The sequence below is a fragment of the Enterococcus sp. AZ129 genome, assembly GCF_051714505.1.
Lineage (GTDB): Bacteria > Bacillota > Bacilli > Lactobacillales > Enterococcaceae > Enterococcus > Enterococcus faecalis.
Window position 1 is genome coordinate 2689980 of the sequence record NZ_JBIORY010000001.1, and the last position, 15819, is coordinate 2705798.

A 15819-nucleotide genomic window follows, 5' to 3' on the forward strand; every position below is an offset into this window, starting at 1 on the left:
CTTTCTTGTTATGCTTAATTCTAGTGTACGCTTCTCTCAGTAAAACCGCAACTGACTTGGTTAGGTCAGCAAAAAACACGCGACAGTTTTAAGAAATGTCGCGTGTTTTTTGCTGAGTTTATTTAAAATAATTAGGCGCTGCCAATTCATTCTCAATGACTTGATTAGGGATCACAAATTCAGGGGTGCCCATATAGTAAGGCGCAATTTCTCCTTGAGGAAACACAATCACTAATTGGTGTTTTTCATTGATATAGAAAGGTTGGTCCTTTTTAATTTTTTTGAAGGGTTGAACATCACTGGGGGCATCCTCTTTTTCGGACCAGTATATTTTATTGCTATCGTTCTTCATTTGGTCTGCTATTTGTTGTTTAATTTCACTACTAATGACATCAATGTAAAAATCATTTTTAAAAATTAAGGGGAGTGAAACGACAACATTGGCTCGTTTGTCGATGGTGTCATATTTCGTTGTCGTCGCAGAGCTGCCTTTAATTTCTGTGAAGGTTCGTTTGACCACTAGGAAGCGACGGTCGTCCACGACTTTTTCATAATCTCCAGTGACTGAAACACGAGAACCATCAAACAATTGCCCTTTGACTTGTTGAAATTCTGTTTGGGCTTCTTTCAAGTATTTTTTGTTGAGCGTGTCAGCTACTGAAGATTCTTGGGATGTTTGGATTTTAGGGACATCGATGTTTACTTCACTTTCCTGTTTTTTCGCTGTCAACGTTTTGATGGTGACTAATTGAACAATTTTATCTAACACAGGGATGTTGCGGGCTGCTTCACTAAAACCTGGAAACAAATTGACTGATAAGACAAAGCCACAAGCTACTACTAGACTACTTTGCAGTGAGCGGTTTCTAAAACGAAGCCAGGTGTACCGCTTTTTCTCTTTATGAAAACGCGCTTTGACTTCCGCTTGTAGATCCGTTGGCAACGGTTGTTGGCGGTATTCTTTTGAAAAGTTTTTAACAACGCTTTTTACAAAATCTTCCATTATTTTTTCGCTTCCTTTCTTTTACTAATTCAATAGACTTCGGAGTTCATTCAAACTGCGGTACATCTTCGTTTTAATCGTATTTTCGTTAATATCCAGGATCAAGGCGATTTCTTTTAGCGTAAATCCTTCAAAAAATTTTAATAGAATAATTTCACGATTGGGACTATCTAATTGATTAATAATTTCTTCAATTTCTAAAAAACTGCGTTGGGGATTATTTAAAAGGGCTAACACATGTTCATCTTTTTCAATATGAACAGCTTCTCGTTTCTTTTTACGCCAATAATCTGTCGCTACAGAAAGCAGAATTCGAAAGAACCACGCGTCAAAATCATTAATATCTGGTCCTTTTTGGATGGCCTTCAGTGCCTTTTCAAAGCTTTCTTGAATCACATCCAAGGCATCTTCTTTCGAATGTGTATAGTTAAAGGCAATGCGATACATTTTTTCATATTTGGTATCCACAAGCGTTTCTAACGCGCGAATTTGTTTTTTTCTTTTCCAACCATCGAAAACCATCGATTTCTGGAACCTCCTTTCCTGTACACTTATATAGACGAATCACAAGCATAAAAAGTTTCAACTTTTTTATTATTTTTAATTTTTATATTCTAAAAGAAAAAGAAATCACCGTCTAGTCTACGATGATTTCTTGTTCTCTTCTCCCGAGTGCGGTCTTAGTGCACTCAGCGTTTTAATAAAATGCGACCAATCAACAGGACGTGGTGGCGCTAGCCAAATAATTTGAGTAATCTCAGGCCAATCGACAAAATGAATATCCGATAAAATTAATTGTACACTTTCATCTACATGTGCTTTGAAAATGATATTCCATTCCGTAATTTTTTCAATATTTTTTTGTATCATACGGTTGTAGGCTTCACCAAAGGAAAAGTCGACACACAATGTAATCGGAGCCAAAACTTTTTTCAATGGTAACGCATCCACCATTAACAACAGATACCGATAAAATAAAAACTGTCTGGCATCCCAAACAGCGGGATTCGTTTTTTGTTCTTGAATAAATTGTCGACTAGCAGAAAAATACTCTGTATACGTTTCTGCAAAGTAGGTTATATCCATTTTGCGATAACTATAGTTTGCTTCTATTGGAAAATGGAACAATTTAAAATGTACGATTGTTACTTTTTGTTCAAAACCTTGCAGGACTTCCTCGGAAAGCTGAAATTGTATTTTTAAATAGCTTAACAAGTCACGATTCAATTGTTGAATTTCTGCAAATCTTTGGCAAAGTGCTGCTGAAGCTACTTGAAGCCACTCTTCAGCAATTAAAAATAAGAGTAAATAATTGCCTTCGTTTGTTCGTTGTGGTTCTGGGACTTGAAGACTCTCTAACCAATTGAAAACATTCTGCTGATTGTCACCGGCTAATTGTTTTAACACTTGCGAATCTACTTTTTTCTCTACATAAAACTGTTGCTGCGTTCGTACTAAAGAAACCGCCAAAAAATGAAAACATTTAGCTTGTGCATAGCCTGCACGCTGATTAAGATGAACCTTCTCAGAAAAAAATAGCTCAAAGTTCCGAATCTGCTCTAAAACTTTTTTACCGTACAATGAAAAATCACGTTGGTATAATTGTAAAAAAACCAGTGTTGTTACTTCGCGTAAATTGGTTTCATTTCCCACTAAGTGAAATTCTTTATTAATTGTAATTTGGTAATTTTCCAGCATTTTCTTTAATTCCTTGAACTCCTTATAAGCCAATGTGTGACTAACAAAGTGTTCTAAAGCAAACTCATTCACAGAATCAAAACGCTGAAAAAAGAAATCTTGAAACATAGCAAAACGTAACGACTCTTTAATATAGCAATCAATCAAAGTAGCGGAAGTTTCCGTTCCTGATTCATTAAGCGTTAAGAAAATACCATCGCTCACAATTTGAAAATCCTCTGATAAACCAAATTCAATAAAATCAGCATTTAATTCAGCGACCGTTTTGTTCACGATAAATTCAGATAATTCTAACTCCTGCATTACGGTTTCTTTTGACTCTGTTAACATCGGTGCATTTTCCAGTAACTGAAATAAGGCGATTTTTCTTTTATCCACTTTATTTAAAAACATCATCAATATCATAGACTTCTCTCACATCCATTTTTTTCCCATACAATCCATTTCCTGAAAGAAAGTACCCAACCGCTGCTAAATAGCTTTCAGATTCTTCATCGCCGCCTGCACCAAGTCCGTTAGGAAAGACAAAATCTTTATTCACTTGTAAGGAATGAGCCGTTGTTTCTTTTGTTTGTTTCTTTTTTTCTTTTGACATTGCCGGTTTCTCCACAGGTTTGTCTTTTTTCTTGGGTGAAGGCTTTTTTTCTTCAGAAGGAACCGTAGTTTTTTGATCTTCCGGAGGGGTTGGCGCAGGTTGTTCCGGTTCTGACTTTTCCTGAGGGGTGATTGATTCTGGTTTTGGTTGAATTTCTTCCGTTGGTTCTAAGGGATTATAAATAGGTGTCGCCAATGTTTGAATTGGTTCTATTTCGACAGCCGTAAAAATTAGCAAAGAACTAAATAAAAAAAGATACTTTTTTCTCATGGCTTCTCACTCTCTCTACCTCTACTTTATGGGAAGCAATTCCTTGTAAAAGTACCTTTACTTTTACAAGGAAAACCCTTTTTGTCAATAGATAGCCCTTTTTATTGCTCAGATTGTTGTTCTTCCTCTTTTTTCTTTTTACGATACAAGAAGAAAATCAATAAGAGCAGCGCTAGAATGATTAATGCAATCAGTAGATACAACCACCAATTGGTTCCTTTAATGGTTACGTCTTTTTCATTTAATTCTTTAGCGACGTCCCCAGAAATAGTAAATTCTTTTGTAAATTCCCATTTGTACAGGTACCGTTCTTCACCATTGGCGCCTTTGACTTGATAGGTGCCCTTTTCATCTTTTACACCATAGGCCGTTGATTTCAAGACATATTTCCCTGGCGTTAATCGTTCCCCTTTTAAAGAAATTGGGTAACTAAAGTTAGAGTTTGGCGCCACTTGCATATCCTCAGTATCGGATTGGTAAAGCGTTTCGCCTCCTTTTGAAACAGTGTTGATTAAATGTAATTGGTTTAAATAGGCCGCTTGTGGGTTTTGTAAAGAAACATTGATGACGTTTCGCGCGTTGACTTGGCCTGGTTTAACCCCCAGTAATTTTAAATCTGGTTGAACCTTTGTCTCATTTTGCTGAAGAATAATAGCCACAACATAGGAGTATTCATTATTAATAGCTAACCCTTTTGATTGATCCGCAGAAGTCGTGGTTTCTTTCTTTTTCTCTTTGAGTGTTATGCCGCCAGCCATCACGCCATCAAAAGAATCTTTAGGCATCGTGATGGTTAAAGGTAAGGTCTTTTGGGAATGCTTCGGCAAGATGATTTCTTTCGGTGCTTCCACATAATCTTTTAAGTTAAAGCGTAAAGTTTTGTCAGGTTTGATCCCATTTTGGCCATATTCTACTACGCCATTTAAATTTGTTGTCGCTGAGTTCACCGTATTTTCAATGGTAATGTCTTCATCTGTATCATTGCGTAACTGAATTTCTACGGTTTGTTTGGCACCAGGCTCCATTTTTAAGTCAAAGTAAGTTTTTGATTTATCCACTTGATTTTCGGGAATTGTTGGTGTGACCGCAAAATTAAATTCAGAAGCGTGCGCCTCCACGCCAATCCAGCCAAATAACATACAAGCGATTACCGTTGCATATACTTTCCATCTGTTCATATTCATTCTCCTATGTCTGTCATTCTTTGTTGTATTATAAGCACCAAAAGACCGAAAGATAAGCCAAAAATTTTTGACTTATATCCCGATCTTGCGTGTATGCTGTCGTTCTTAGTTTCCTGTGTTAGCAGGTGTATCTGTCAAAGTCCAAGTAAAAGTTGTCGTGTATTTTTTCGCATATTTTGTGGTTGAACCAGGTACTTCTAATGAAATACTTGTTTTAGCGGCATCTACACTATCGCCCCAGCTCATTAAGTACGTACCCGCACCTTCTTTATCGCCAGCAGCCATGACCACTGATTCAGCTCCAGTTGGGTTTAATTCAATCGTAGCTGGCGCTGTCGTTGGTTTTGCAGATTGTGAAGCTGAAACCACGCGTCCGTTGCTTAAAGTTACTTTAGCCGCTGTTAGTTCTTGATTGGCTTCAGTTTTGAATTGACCATTTTGTTTTACTTTTAACGTCCAACCTGTTTCAGTCCCACGATTATCTGAGACTTGAACAAAGTTCGGGCCTTCTTGGTCGGCACCAGCATTATCTTTGTATTTTTGTGTTTCTGCATAGTAGGTCATATTTTTTGAGGTAATCGTTTGTTCCCCAAAAGATAAGCTAGATGCATAGTCAATGGATAACGGACCTGCTGTCCCTGGCTTAGGCCCTGTCGGATCAGTTGGATCAACTGGCGTAATTGGTTTATCCGGATCTGGATTCGTCGGATCAACTGGATTCGTTGGGTTCGTATTTGGTGCAAATTGAATCGCTCCGTTTGTTTGGTATTCACCACCGTCGACTGCTAATGCACTCATTGGTACAAGTACCAGTGCGCCTAAAGTTGTGGTTGCCATCAATGTCATTACTTTTGTCTTTTTCATTTATTTCCCTCCATTATTTACTGGTACATCTGAAAGTAGCCAAGTCAATGTTGTTTTATATTGTACTGCATCCTTAGGGGTTTTCCCGGGAACAGTTAGTGAGATTGCCCGTGTGATTGTGGCATTTACTTGCTGTCCTTGTTGATTTTTTTCGGTCACTTTTTCTGCTTGCCCCCACAGCGTGATCCACGTTCCGGCGCCGGTCTTTTCTGGGGCTTGCATGACAACAGTTTCTGCGCCCGCAGCATCTAATTGAATGTTTGCGGTAGCTGTTGGCGGCAATACGTCCGTCGCATTTGAGCGAACACTGGGCTCAGTAAAGGCAACGGTGGCGCCTGTTAATTCTTTGTGTAATGTTTCTGCATTACGGAATTGACCATTTTGTTTCACTTTTAAAACCCAGCCAGCATTGGTTCCCCGTAAATCACTTACTTGTACATAATTAGCAGTTGCCAATTCACTTGCTGAACCATCTGGGTTTTTATAGGTTTGCGCTCTGGCAAAATACGTTTGATCCTTATTCGATATCTCATTACTCCCAAAATCCAAACTTGAGGCATAATCGATGGAAAGCGGCCCAGGTGTGCCTGGATTAGGTCCATCAGGATTCGTTGGATCGACTGGTCGAACTGGTTTTTCTGGATCAGGATTTTCTGGATTTACTGGATCCGTCCCATCTGTGCTTGGGGTAAAAACAATCGACTGTTCGCTATCAAAAACGACCGTCGCCGCTTCAGCAGGAACAGTGGCGCCAAGCAACATTGTTCCGAATAACAAGGAGTAGACGACTGTTTTTTTCATTTACTTAGCCTCCAACATTCGTTGGTACAGATTTCAATGTCCATGTTAAGGTCGTACGATATTCTTTTGCTAATTTAATCGCTTTACCTGGGACATTTAATTTCACGGCAGTAGCACCTTCTGTCGCATCTTTCCCAAAACGATAGACCCAAGTCCCCATCCCTTTGCCATCTTCTGCTTTGACTAATTCTACTTCTGTTCCAGGAACAAAGGTATGTGCTGCTGTTGGTGTTGGCGCGTATGCGGCATCAACAATCGATGTCACACCTGCATTGGCAATCGATAAAGCGGCCCCCACTAATTCTTCATTTTGGGCTGTTTTGAATTGCCCATTTTGTACAGCGCTTAACGTCCAGCCTTCTTGTGTCCCACGTTTATCCGTTACCTGAACATAGTTGGGACCTGTTGTTCCATCTTTAAATGTTTGAATTTGTGCGTAATAATCTTTCGTATCGGAAGTGATTTTTTGGGCGCCAAATTGAAAGCTTGAAGCATAGTCAATTGATAAGGGGCCTGCAGTCCCTGGTTTTGGTCCAGTTGGGTCAGTTGGATCTTCTGGTTCAACTTTTTCATCTGGATTGGTTGGGTTAACTGGCTTCGTTGGATCTGTATCTGGTTCAAATGTAATGGCGCCATTACTTGTATAGTTCACGTTAATGTCTTCCGCAAATGCTTGTTGTGTCGCTAGGACACCGCTAAATCCTACAATCCCTACTACTGCTAATACTGTTTTTTTCATCTTCTCTTCTCCTTTTAATAAATAATATGCCTATAGTGATAAGGCTGATTCCCAAATAAATAAATGGTCCTTGATTGGTGGTACCTGTCGCTGGTAATCTTCCTTGTCGCGACCCATATACGCCAGAAGAAAGGACGGATGAAGCGCCTCCGTCAGCTGGCTTGGTGGGTTCAGTCGTTGTGGAAGAATTACTAGTCGCTGTTGTCGACTCTTCTGTGGGATATTCATACGTTCCATAAAAGGAGACAACACCACTATTTTCATAAGCTGCTTCCCCAAACGCAGTGTCTGAATGACAGAAGCTGAAAAGACCTAAAAAACAACTAAGCAAAAGGTATTTTTTCATCTCACTTCTCTCCTCCTTGTTATGGTGCCATGACTAATGACCATGACAATGTCCCTTTGAATTCGCCAACTTTTTGTTTCTCGACTGGCACAGATAGTTTAAGTCCCCGTTGGTTTGCCGCACCCCAACCTTGGTTAATTGTATAACTACCTGAACCGGAGCCTTCATTTTCTGTAACAACCGTATCTCCTTTATTGAGTAAAAATTCTCCTTTGTCTGTAACCAATGACAAATCTTCCAATTGATCTGTGCCGTTCGTTAAGGGATTCGTTACCTGAACATTCAGTTTCCAAGGCGTACTTTCTGTTCCGCGTGTGTCTTGAACGACTAAATCATCTGAAAGAGTTGGCCAGTAAACTTCTGGCTTGGCAGAAATTTTTTGTTTGCCAAAATCAATTGTTTTAGGTACTTTTTCTAACGTTAATTCACCTGAAATAGACACATTGACTTTTTTATTTAACGTTTCACCAGCTTCTGTAAATTGATAATTGGCTGGCACCGTTTTGGCTAATTCTTCTGGTTTCGCTTGCTGAATGGCTTGGAAGGTTGCGGCATCAAGACTTGGTGTTTGATTGGCCCGACCATCTGCGAAAATCACCGTTGCTTGTGTCCATTGTGCCAACTCGTCTGAATTCGTTAAGCCATTTGCTTCTTTTAATTTCAAATGCGCACTTGTCGCATACAAGGCAAACGAACGATCTTTGGCAAGGACACTTTCATTTTTCACAACAACTAAATGAACCGTTTTGTTTTGCAAATTATCTCCTGACGTCCCTGCTTCTAATTGAATATCATGTGTCCGCGATACAGTTTTTTCTGCTAACGGCGCTTGAATTTGTGGTAAATCCGTCTCTTTTAATGAGGTCTTGAAAAACGGCCGACCTTTTGCGCCAAGCATTTCCACTACCTTATCAACAGTTGTTAGTTGCGCTGCCTCATCTTCTGTGACAATCACCGATTGCCCCGAAAGTTCCACTTTATTTGAAAATTGAACTTTCACCTGATAACTGTAGTTCATATTCGTCGCTTTCCATGAAAGCGGGGTGGTATCTTTTTGCTCTGGAATTTGCTCTATCGTGCTCCCAACTTCACTAGATTTAACCGTTCCTTGGTGCAACCAAGAACCTGTTACTTCGTCAGGAAGGAAGCTTAGGGTTGGTGTTAAAGTACTTGAGGTCGGAATCATCAAACGTCCTTTTTGAACTTTTTGTCCAGCTACTTCGGTGCCCCACGCTTGTAAGGTTAACGGCGCATTGCCGGCTTTGACCTCTTTTACATCATGAGAAATAGTACCTGCACCTGCCACAATTCCAGGCGTTTCCACTTCATAATCGATGATAGAGCCAGGAATTGCTATTCCATAGCCATTGGCGCCCTTGGTCACATCGTTATCGCCAATAAATGTTTTTCCAGTCGCTTTTTCAATCCCATGAAACGTTGTTGGCGTAAGTTTTGTAGCATTATTGACCGTTGGATTAATCGTCAAGACCTGATAGGCTTTGACATTTCCAAACCAAGTCCCTGTGCTATCCACCAAAGCAGTTGTATCTGTCGTTGGTTTAATCCATAAAAGTTCATCTTTTGTTGGATCGACAGCTTCAAAATCCGCAATGTTTACTTTACCTGTACCAGGAATTGTTTCTAATGTTGCATGATCCTGAACCGTTAGTTTGCTAGCTGAAATTAAATTGGCCGTGTTGGTGATCCCAATTCCAGCGTTTTTAGATAGATGAATTGATCCGAATTCATTGTAAGTCGTACTATGATTCGCGGCAGTAGCAGAAACGCCATTTTTGATGTTCCCACCATTAGCCATTAATTTAATGCCATTGGTGACATTTAATTCCGTAAAGTTGACAACGCCTAAGCCTGTCGCATTTAGTGGTTCTGTTTGATAGTTATTGGTGCCGTCAACGTTAGTCCCAAAGTTAAAGGCCACTTTATTTGAACTAGCATTCACAATTGCATTAGTAAAATTATCTGTTGATGAACCACCGGATAAACCGTTAATACTAACTGCACCTTGAACATTTGCGGTAACATCACGTAAGATTTTTCCGCCACTGATATTGGAATACTGTGTCGCATATAAATTTCCAATACTAGAACCCGCTGCTTGAATATTCATTGTAATCTTGCCGTTCTTGGTATACGCAGCATTGGTTCCACCATCACCGTAAATGCTGGCCCCATTTAGAGATTCCACACCTGTTTTAGTGAAAATATTTAAAGTAATTGTGTTTGATTCATCCGTTCCTAGTGTCGTATTTTGACCATAGGGCCGACCACCAGTAATGTAGGTATTACCAGGCAACTTAAACTCTCCGTTGTAATTTCTTAAATCAATTAAGAGTTTGGCATTTCCAAGAAGTGAGCCCGCATTGGTAATCCCACCTGAAAAACCGTTCGCGCCTGTCCGAGGAGTTCCTGAGAAATTTCCTCCGTAGATGCGATTGTCTGAATTACCAGTAATTGTATGGCCACCGCTTGCTCCATAAGAAGCGCCCATCGAAGCATTAATTACTCCTTCATAAACCGTTACACCGACATTCCCAACATTTTTGGCATCATTCCAGCCACCGCCTGAAAGAAACCAATCGACTTGACCATTATTAACGATTGTTTGACCGTTTCCATAAACTCGAGCTGCTTGATAGCCTGTTCCTTCTAATGTGTCAGCAATCCCGCCATTCAATGTGTTAGAAGTATTGCCTTCAACGACACCTGAAAAAGAGCCACCATATGTCCAGCGAGCAATGGTATTATTTAAAACAGTCTTAGTATCTCCTTTTATATAGATATCCCAAGTATCATTACTAGCAGGATAGCCGCCGCCACCAACAATATCCCAACCTGAATTATACCCACGACTTTTATCGGTCGTTGAATAATCTAAGCTTGTCGGTTTTGCGCCTGAATAAGCCATACCATCGCCACCTAAGGACCCATCACCATTCGCTGTTCCCACTTCAATTGTTGTATTTCCTTCGATATAACCGCCGCGGCCAGCTGCAGTTGAATAAATTGCACCATTATTAAACGAACCGCTGACTAATTTAGAAGAAATATTTCCGAAAACTTTAAAAGCTGCTGCCGATTTGGCTAATTCTGCTCTTTGCTGTGGTGTATAAGCATCATACGTTGCTTCATTTGAGGCCCCAATTTGACTCTTGTTAAATTTCGAAACATTGTTACCAGCACCGCCGTTAAAATCATTAATACCACCAGCGGTATTCGTTCCTGCTGTAACCACATTCGTAATATCTCCGATGATCGTTCCAGAATATTGGTTGCCTCCTTCAAAATCTGCACGACCCGCACTATACAACTGTGTATTTAAATTTGTAGTAATTCCATCAGTCACACGATTCGTTCCTATATCGCCGCGGGAAGAGCCACCAATAAAACGTTGACCCGCTGTATACCAACGGCCATATCCAGAAATATCGTTTGTTACTTTTCCACCAATATTTCCGTATTGAACACCGCCATAATACGTACTTAATTGGAAACCTGTAGCAGCATTCGTAATCGCAACCTTTGTTGAGACGTTACCAGTAACATTCGCTGTGTTGGTTGCGTTGGTCCCATAACCGCCCCCATAAATTGAAGCAATTCTGCCACCAGAATCATTGACAACCAATGAAGTATTCCCAGTCACTGTCCCAATATTGGCGCCCCCACTTAATGTATTTAGTCCGCTCCGTGTATTGTTAATAACAATCGTAGGATTTCCAGCTAAATTACCACCATTTTGGTTTCCGCCATAGAAATTCCATGTCCCTGTACCTGTACTATTTACTGTTAAAGTTGGGTTTCCTGAAACATCTCCTGTATCCGTTCCACCGTATACGGTCAGACCGTTTCCACTAGAACCGCCATTCAAGTTCAAACTGTAACCATTTAAATACATATTCGTACCTGTATAGTTTAGATTTCTCAAAGTGATGTTTGAGCCAAAATAGATATTTTGATTAAATCCTAACGTCTTAGAACCCGTTGGCGCCGTTTGATCCATACTAATCGGATCCGCGCTGTTTCCAGTAATCACTAAATGATTGACCTTGCCTTTCAAGGCGTAAAAGGTCATATTACTTGCCGTAATGGTGTCAGGAATCACTTTAGCGGTGGTCGCCGCACTCGTCGTAATATTGTTTCCTATATAAAGAGTGAAATCGCCATTGTTCCCCTGTTGATACAAATCAAACAAGGCTTCTTTCAAGCCAGCCTCTGTCGATGCATATTCTTTGTACGCTGCTCCATCTCCTGCAGGACTTGGCACAACAATCACTTTTGTTTTATCCGCAGGAGCAATTGTGTCCGCAATGGACTGATCAACTGAAACAGCTCTGGCCATGCGTGTCAGTTTCTGTTTAAAGACAGCCGTAAGTTGTGTATCTTCTGAAAACTCTAATTGAAGAAGTTCTTCATTTGTATATGTTTTTCCTTGGTAAGACCAGCCAACGAAAGTCGCATTTTCCTCACTATTCGCCCATTTTGGTAATTCTTCTGTCCGAAGTGGCTGATTTTTTTCTTTTACCACTTGATAACTTTTGGCATCATTTAGAAACAAAGCTTGATCCGTTGTTTCAAAGGTCAACGTGATTTGCTTCTGCTCTTCGCTTGGTTTTGTTTCTGTGGAAGAGGTGGTTACTTTTTCTGTGATAGCACTAGATTCCGTCATTGATGACTGTTCTATAGAATGTGCGCTGCTTTCTTTTGTTGCTTCACTTGTACTGGTTTCTGCTGTTTTTGGCTGTGTCTGCGTACGTTCCGTTTGTTGCTCCCCTTCAATCGCCCACGCTGAAACAGATAAAAATGGTTGTACAAGTAAACAAGTTGCCAATAAAACAGCGATTTTCTTTTTCATTAACTTCATCACTCCTCCCTCGAAGTAAACTTTCCACAACCAACCTATGGCTCAAGTATACGAAGTTTTCTTCTGATTTTTTTAAAGATATTTTCTTAATTTCAAAAAAAAAATTTATTTTTTAATTTTCTTTTTGTTAACTAAACGAATTTTTTGCTATTTTTTGTAAGATAAAATGTTAATTTGTTCACAAAAATAACAAAAACGTTGTTTTTAACATTAAAATTAACAAACGAGTTCGTAGTATAGCACGGATTTTTTCTCATGTAAACATCATTAAATAAACATTTTTGTTTAATTTATACATATTTCCCAGCTAAAAAAATGACAAAAATAAATAAACAGAGGCCTTAGAAATATTTCTAAGGCCTCTGTTTATTTATACGTATTCACAAACTGGACTGTTTCTTGGTAACATTGTTTAGCTTCTTTTGTTTGATAGTCGAATTGATATTCATGGGTGATCGTTGCTTTCTTATCTTTGAAAAAGAGAGCTGAAACTGGAACATTTAAAGTTTTTAACCGCTGAACCAAGGCTAGTCCTTGCTCTTGGAATGAAAAACTATTGCCATCTGTTAGATACGTCGGGGGAAATTCTTTGGTGACTTTATCCACTAAACTCACTTCTTGCAGTTCTGCACTCGTCTGCCAGTCTTTAGTGCCGAGCAAGGACCAAGCCACTGTTTTAACGAAAAATTTCATAAAACGATTATCACTTTGTTGGTTGGCCATTTGTTTCAAATCCACCGGACCACAATACGAGAGTGTGCCTTTTAAATGGCTAGCCGGCAACGCTGCAGTCATCCCTAGTTCTTTGGCATAGTTGGCATTGGTTTGAACTGTTGCATATTGTAGAGCAATCTGTGCACCCGCACTGTCCCCGCCAATAAAAAGCTTAGATAAATCTAACATGGGATACGCTTGTTTCTTTTCTAATAAAAATTGAACAAGTTCATTGACCTGCTGGAGCTGGCTTGGATAAGGTGCATCTGGTGCTAATTCATAATTCATTGAAATAAAAGCAACTGAGGAATCAGCCACTAAACGTGTCGCAAACTCTTTCATCCCAGACTTATCTCCTCCCACATAGCCACCACCATGGACCCATAAAACGACTGGTACCGCTTGTTTTGACGTTTGGGGATAATACAAATCAAAGGTATTCTTTTTTCTTGAAGAAGGGTATGTTTGATTTTCTTGCAATTGGACATTGGGCAATGCTTTATCATAGGAAGCTGAATCTTTTATTTCAACTTCACCTGCGAATAACCGGTTGATGACCCAAGCGCCTGGCTTAGGAGATAATTGAAAGGCGAGAAACACGCCTAAGCAAATAACCACAAGGATTCCTAACAAACAAAGGATAAAACGTACGATTTTTCTTTTCACTCTATTCACCTGCTTTAATTTGTAGCAAAATTATAGCATGTTTTTTAGCCAAAGCGTTTATTTTGAAACAGCTTTTTTAGAATTTGATGTACTTTTATCATTTGAAATGCTTTCTTAAAAGCTGTAAAATGAACAAAATGACTTTAACCTTTAGGAGGTTGCCAAATGAAAGCTCTGATTTCCATTGATTATACGAATGATTTTGTCGCCACAGACGGAAAACTAACCACTGGTGCCGCTGGACAAGCTATTGAAACGGCCCTTGTTCAACAAACAAAGCACTATTTTGACAATGGCGATTTTGTGGTTTTTGCCATTGATGGGCATGACCCCCTAGATCACTATCATCCTGAAAATAAACTTTTCCCACCCCACAATGTCTTAGGAACTGACGGGCGTAATCTGTTTGGCTCGCTAGCTGATTTTTATCAAGCTCACAAAAATGAGGCAACCGTTTATTGGATGGACAAACGGCACTATTCTGCTTTTAGTGGCACGGATTTGGACATTCGGTTACGAGAACGAGGAATTACAGAGCTTTGTTTAACTGGTGTTTGTACAGATATTTGCGTGTTGCATACGGCTGTCGATGCCTATAATTTAGGCTATCAATTAATGATTCCTGAACGCGCCGTTGCTAGTTTTGATGAACAAGGACACGAATGGGCGTTACGCCACTTTAAACAAACTTTAGGAGCAACCATTCTATAAAAAGACTGGTCAATCCTTCCATGCGCCCTATCTATACTCAAAAAATCGTGTAAACAACACAAAAGCCAACCTTACTATGGATAAGGTTGGCTTTTTTATGCTCATTTTAACTCCGAGCCTGCGGATTAGTAATAACTAGCATTCACAGAATAAGCAGAGACTGCTAGCTGATAGAAATTAGCTACTCATAAAAAAGTGAGGAATCCCACTTTTTTATAGACCAATGACCGTTGCAAAGAAAGGAACTACTAAAACAGTAACTACGCCAACCACTACGACAGAAATACTAGCCATAGCAGCCTCTGTTTCGCCCATTTCCATGCCAACTGCCACACCTAGGGCATGTCCGGCCGCACCTAAAGCTAAACCTTTGGCGATTGGATTGTTAATCTTAAACCATTTCAATGCAATTCGGCCCAAGGCATAGGTTAGTACACCATTGAAGATTACAGTAAACGCCGTAATGGAAGCAATTCCGCCAACAGTTTGAGAAATAGGTACGGCAATCGCTGTTGTAGCTGCTTGTGGTAAGATTGAGGCCACTAAATGATTATCCATGCCAATCACTTTTCCTGCAAAATAAACAGCCACTAACGAACCAAAAGAACCAATTGTTAACGCCGTTAAAATTTCTAACCAATAGTTTTTCAACACGTCTCTCTTTTTATATAAAGGAATCGCAAACGCTACTGTCGCAGGCTCTAGAAAGAAGCTGATATATTTGCCGCCTTCATTGTATTGCTCGTAACTAATTCCTGTTACTTTTAAAACGACAACGCCTAAAATCATCGCAACGAATAATGGCGTAAATAAGAAGAAACCTTTACTTTTTTTAAACAACCAAGTACCTATGCCAAATACAGCTAATGAAATAATAATGCCAACATACGGATTCATGCGCGAACCTCTCCTTTCGCTTTCTTCGTTGCTGCGGGTTCTTTTTCTTTTCGAGCATCTTTCATATGCAATAAAAAGGCGCCCGTCCAACCAGTTGTTGCTAGTAACGCTAATGTTGCTACTAAAATAACAAAAACAATTTGAACGCCAAATTGTTGCATAATCCCTAAAGAATTAACTAAGGAAATCCCTGAAGGAACAAATAAAAATGTAATAACCGTTGATAAGCTATTACCTAGCCCTTCCACTTGCTCCAATTTAACAACTTTTGTACATAAACCAATGAACAATAACACCATGCCAATTACTGAAGCAGGCATTGGTATTGGGGAAATGAACGCCAAGCCGTTGGCGATTAACATAATAATGGCAAAAACTGCTGCTTGTTGTAAAAATGAATATACTTTCTTTTCCATTCTTCTTCGCTCCCTTTTCTCTGTTTTCTATGGGTT

The 15819-nt window shown here is 39.6% G+C and carries 15 protein-coding genes; 2 read left to right on the forward strand and 13 right to left on the reverse strand.

Annotated elements, in window-relative coordinates:
- Nucleotides 1-118: 118 nt before the first annotated feature.
- The 9 genes from IGJ90_RS13240 to IGJ90_RS13280 all read right to left on the reverse strand — a co-directional run bounded on the left by IGJ90_RS13240 (nt 119) and on the right by IGJ90_RS13280 (nt 7209).
- A complete protein-coding gene (locus tag IGJ90_RS13240) occupies nt 119-1003 on the reverse strand; it encodes an RsiV family protein (RefSeq protein ID WP_002383197.1) in 885 nt (294 codons plus the stop codon).
- Between the two features lie 24 nt (nt 1004-1027).
- On the reverse strand, nt 1028-1525 hold the full coding sequence (locus IGJ90_RS13245) for an RNA polymerase sigma factor (protein ID WP_002372752.1): 498 nt from the start codon (nt 1523-1525) through the stop codon (nt 1028-1030).
- A 120-nt stretch (nt 1526-1645) separates the two neighbouring features.
- The gene (locus IGJ90_RS13250; RefSeq protein WP_002406503.1) at nt 1646-3106 is read right to left on the reverse strand and encodes a helix-turn-helix domain-containing protein; all 1461 of its coding nucleotides are present in this window, start codon (nt 3104-3106) and stop codon (nt 1646-1648) included.
- The gene (locus IGJ90_RS13255) at nt 3081-3566 is read right to left on the reverse strand and encodes a hypothetical protein (RefSeq protein WP_033594251.1); all 486 of its coding nucleotides are present in this window, start codon (nt 3564-3566) and stop codon (nt 3081-3083) included. The genes IGJ90_RS13250 and IGJ90_RS13255 overlap by 26 nt, the downstream gene beginning before the upstream one ends.
- 101 nt (nt 3567-3667) lie before the next feature.
- Entirely contained in the window at nt 3668-4750 is a 1083-nt protein-coding gene (locus tag IGJ90_RS13260) for a DUF916 and DUF3324 domain-containing protein (RefSeq protein WP_438768271.1), read from the reverse strand.
- A gap of 105 nt (nt 4751-4855) precedes the next feature.
- A complete protein-coding gene (locus tag IGJ90_RS13265; RefSeq protein ID WP_025186889.1) occupies nt 4856-5614 on the reverse strand; it encodes a WxL domain-containing protein in 759 nt (252 codons plus the stop codon).
- Complete coding sequence (locus IGJ90_RS13270; RefSeq protein WP_002385162.1) at nt 5615-6415, reverse strand: WxL domain-containing protein; 801 nt, start codon at nt 6413-6415, stop codon at nt 5615-5617.
- Nucleotides 6416-6419: 4 nt separating this feature from the next.
- Nucleotides 6420-7154, reverse strand: coding sequence for a WxL domain-containing protein (locus tag IGJ90_RS13275; protein ID WP_002365407.1), 735 nt, complete (start codon nt 7152-7154; stop codon nt 6420-6422).
- On the reverse strand, nt 7111-7209 hold the full coding sequence (locus IGJ90_RS13280; RefSeq protein ID WP_229201436.1) for a hypothetical protein: 99 nt from the start codon (nt 7207-7209) through the stop codon (nt 7111-7113). The genes IGJ90_RS13275 and IGJ90_RS13280 overlap by 44 nt, the downstream gene beginning before the upstream one ends.
- A 19-nt stretch (nt 7210-7228) precedes the next feature.
- Between IGJ90_RS13280 and IGJ90_RS13285 the strand changes: the two genes are divergently transcribed.
- Nucleotides 7229-7393 (forward strand): hypothetical protein, encoded by a 165-nt coding sequence (locus tag IGJ90_RS13285; protein ID WP_002414768.1) that lies wholly within the window; start codon nt 7229-7231, stop codon nt 7391-7393.
- A 126-nt stretch (nt 7394-7519) separates the two neighbouring features.
- Here the strand turns inward: IGJ90_RS13285 and IGJ90_RS13290 are convergent, their stop codons facing one another.
- Both IGJ90_RS13290 and IGJ90_RS13295 read right to left on the reverse strand, forming a co-directional pair.
- The gene (locus IGJ90_RS13290) at nt 7520-12379 is read right to left on the reverse strand and encodes a hypothetical protein (RefSeq protein WP_438768273.1); all 4860 of its coding nucleotides are present in this window, start codon (nt 12377-12379) and stop codon (nt 7520-7522) included.
- A gap of 366 nt (nt 12380-12745) precedes the next feature.
- Nucleotides 12746-13759, reverse strand: a complete 1014-nt coding sequence (locus tag IGJ90_RS13295) for an alpha/beta hydrolase (RefSeq protein WP_174120999.1) — start codon at nt 13757-13759, stop codon at nt 12746-12748.
- A gap of 165 nt (nt 13760-13924) precedes the next feature.
- Here IGJ90_RS13295 and IGJ90_RS13300 point away from each other — a divergent pair, with 165 nt between their 5' ends.
- Entirely contained in the window at nt 13925-14470 is a 546-nt protein-coding gene (locus tag IGJ90_RS13300; protein WP_002383189.1) for a cysteine hydrolase family protein, read from the forward strand.
- 213 nt (nt 14471-14683) lie between these two features.
- Here the strand turns inward: IGJ90_RS13300 and lrgB are convergent, their stop codons facing one another.
- Together lrgB and lrgA are read right to left on the reverse strand one after the other, a co-directional pair.
- Complete coding sequence (gene lrgB / locus IGJ90_RS13305; RefSeq protein ID WP_002372721.1) at nt 14684-15367, reverse strand: antiholin-like protein LrgB; 684 nt, start codon at nt 15365-15367, stop codon at nt 14684-14686.
- Entirely contained in the window at nt 15364-15783 is a 420-nt protein-coding gene (gene lrgA, locus IGJ90_RS13310; protein WP_002354829.1) for an antiholin-like murein hydrolase modulator LrgA, read from the reverse strand. Before lrgA ends, lrgB begins: the two co-directional genes overlap by 4 nt.
- Nucleotides 15784-15819: the final 36 nt, after the last annotated feature.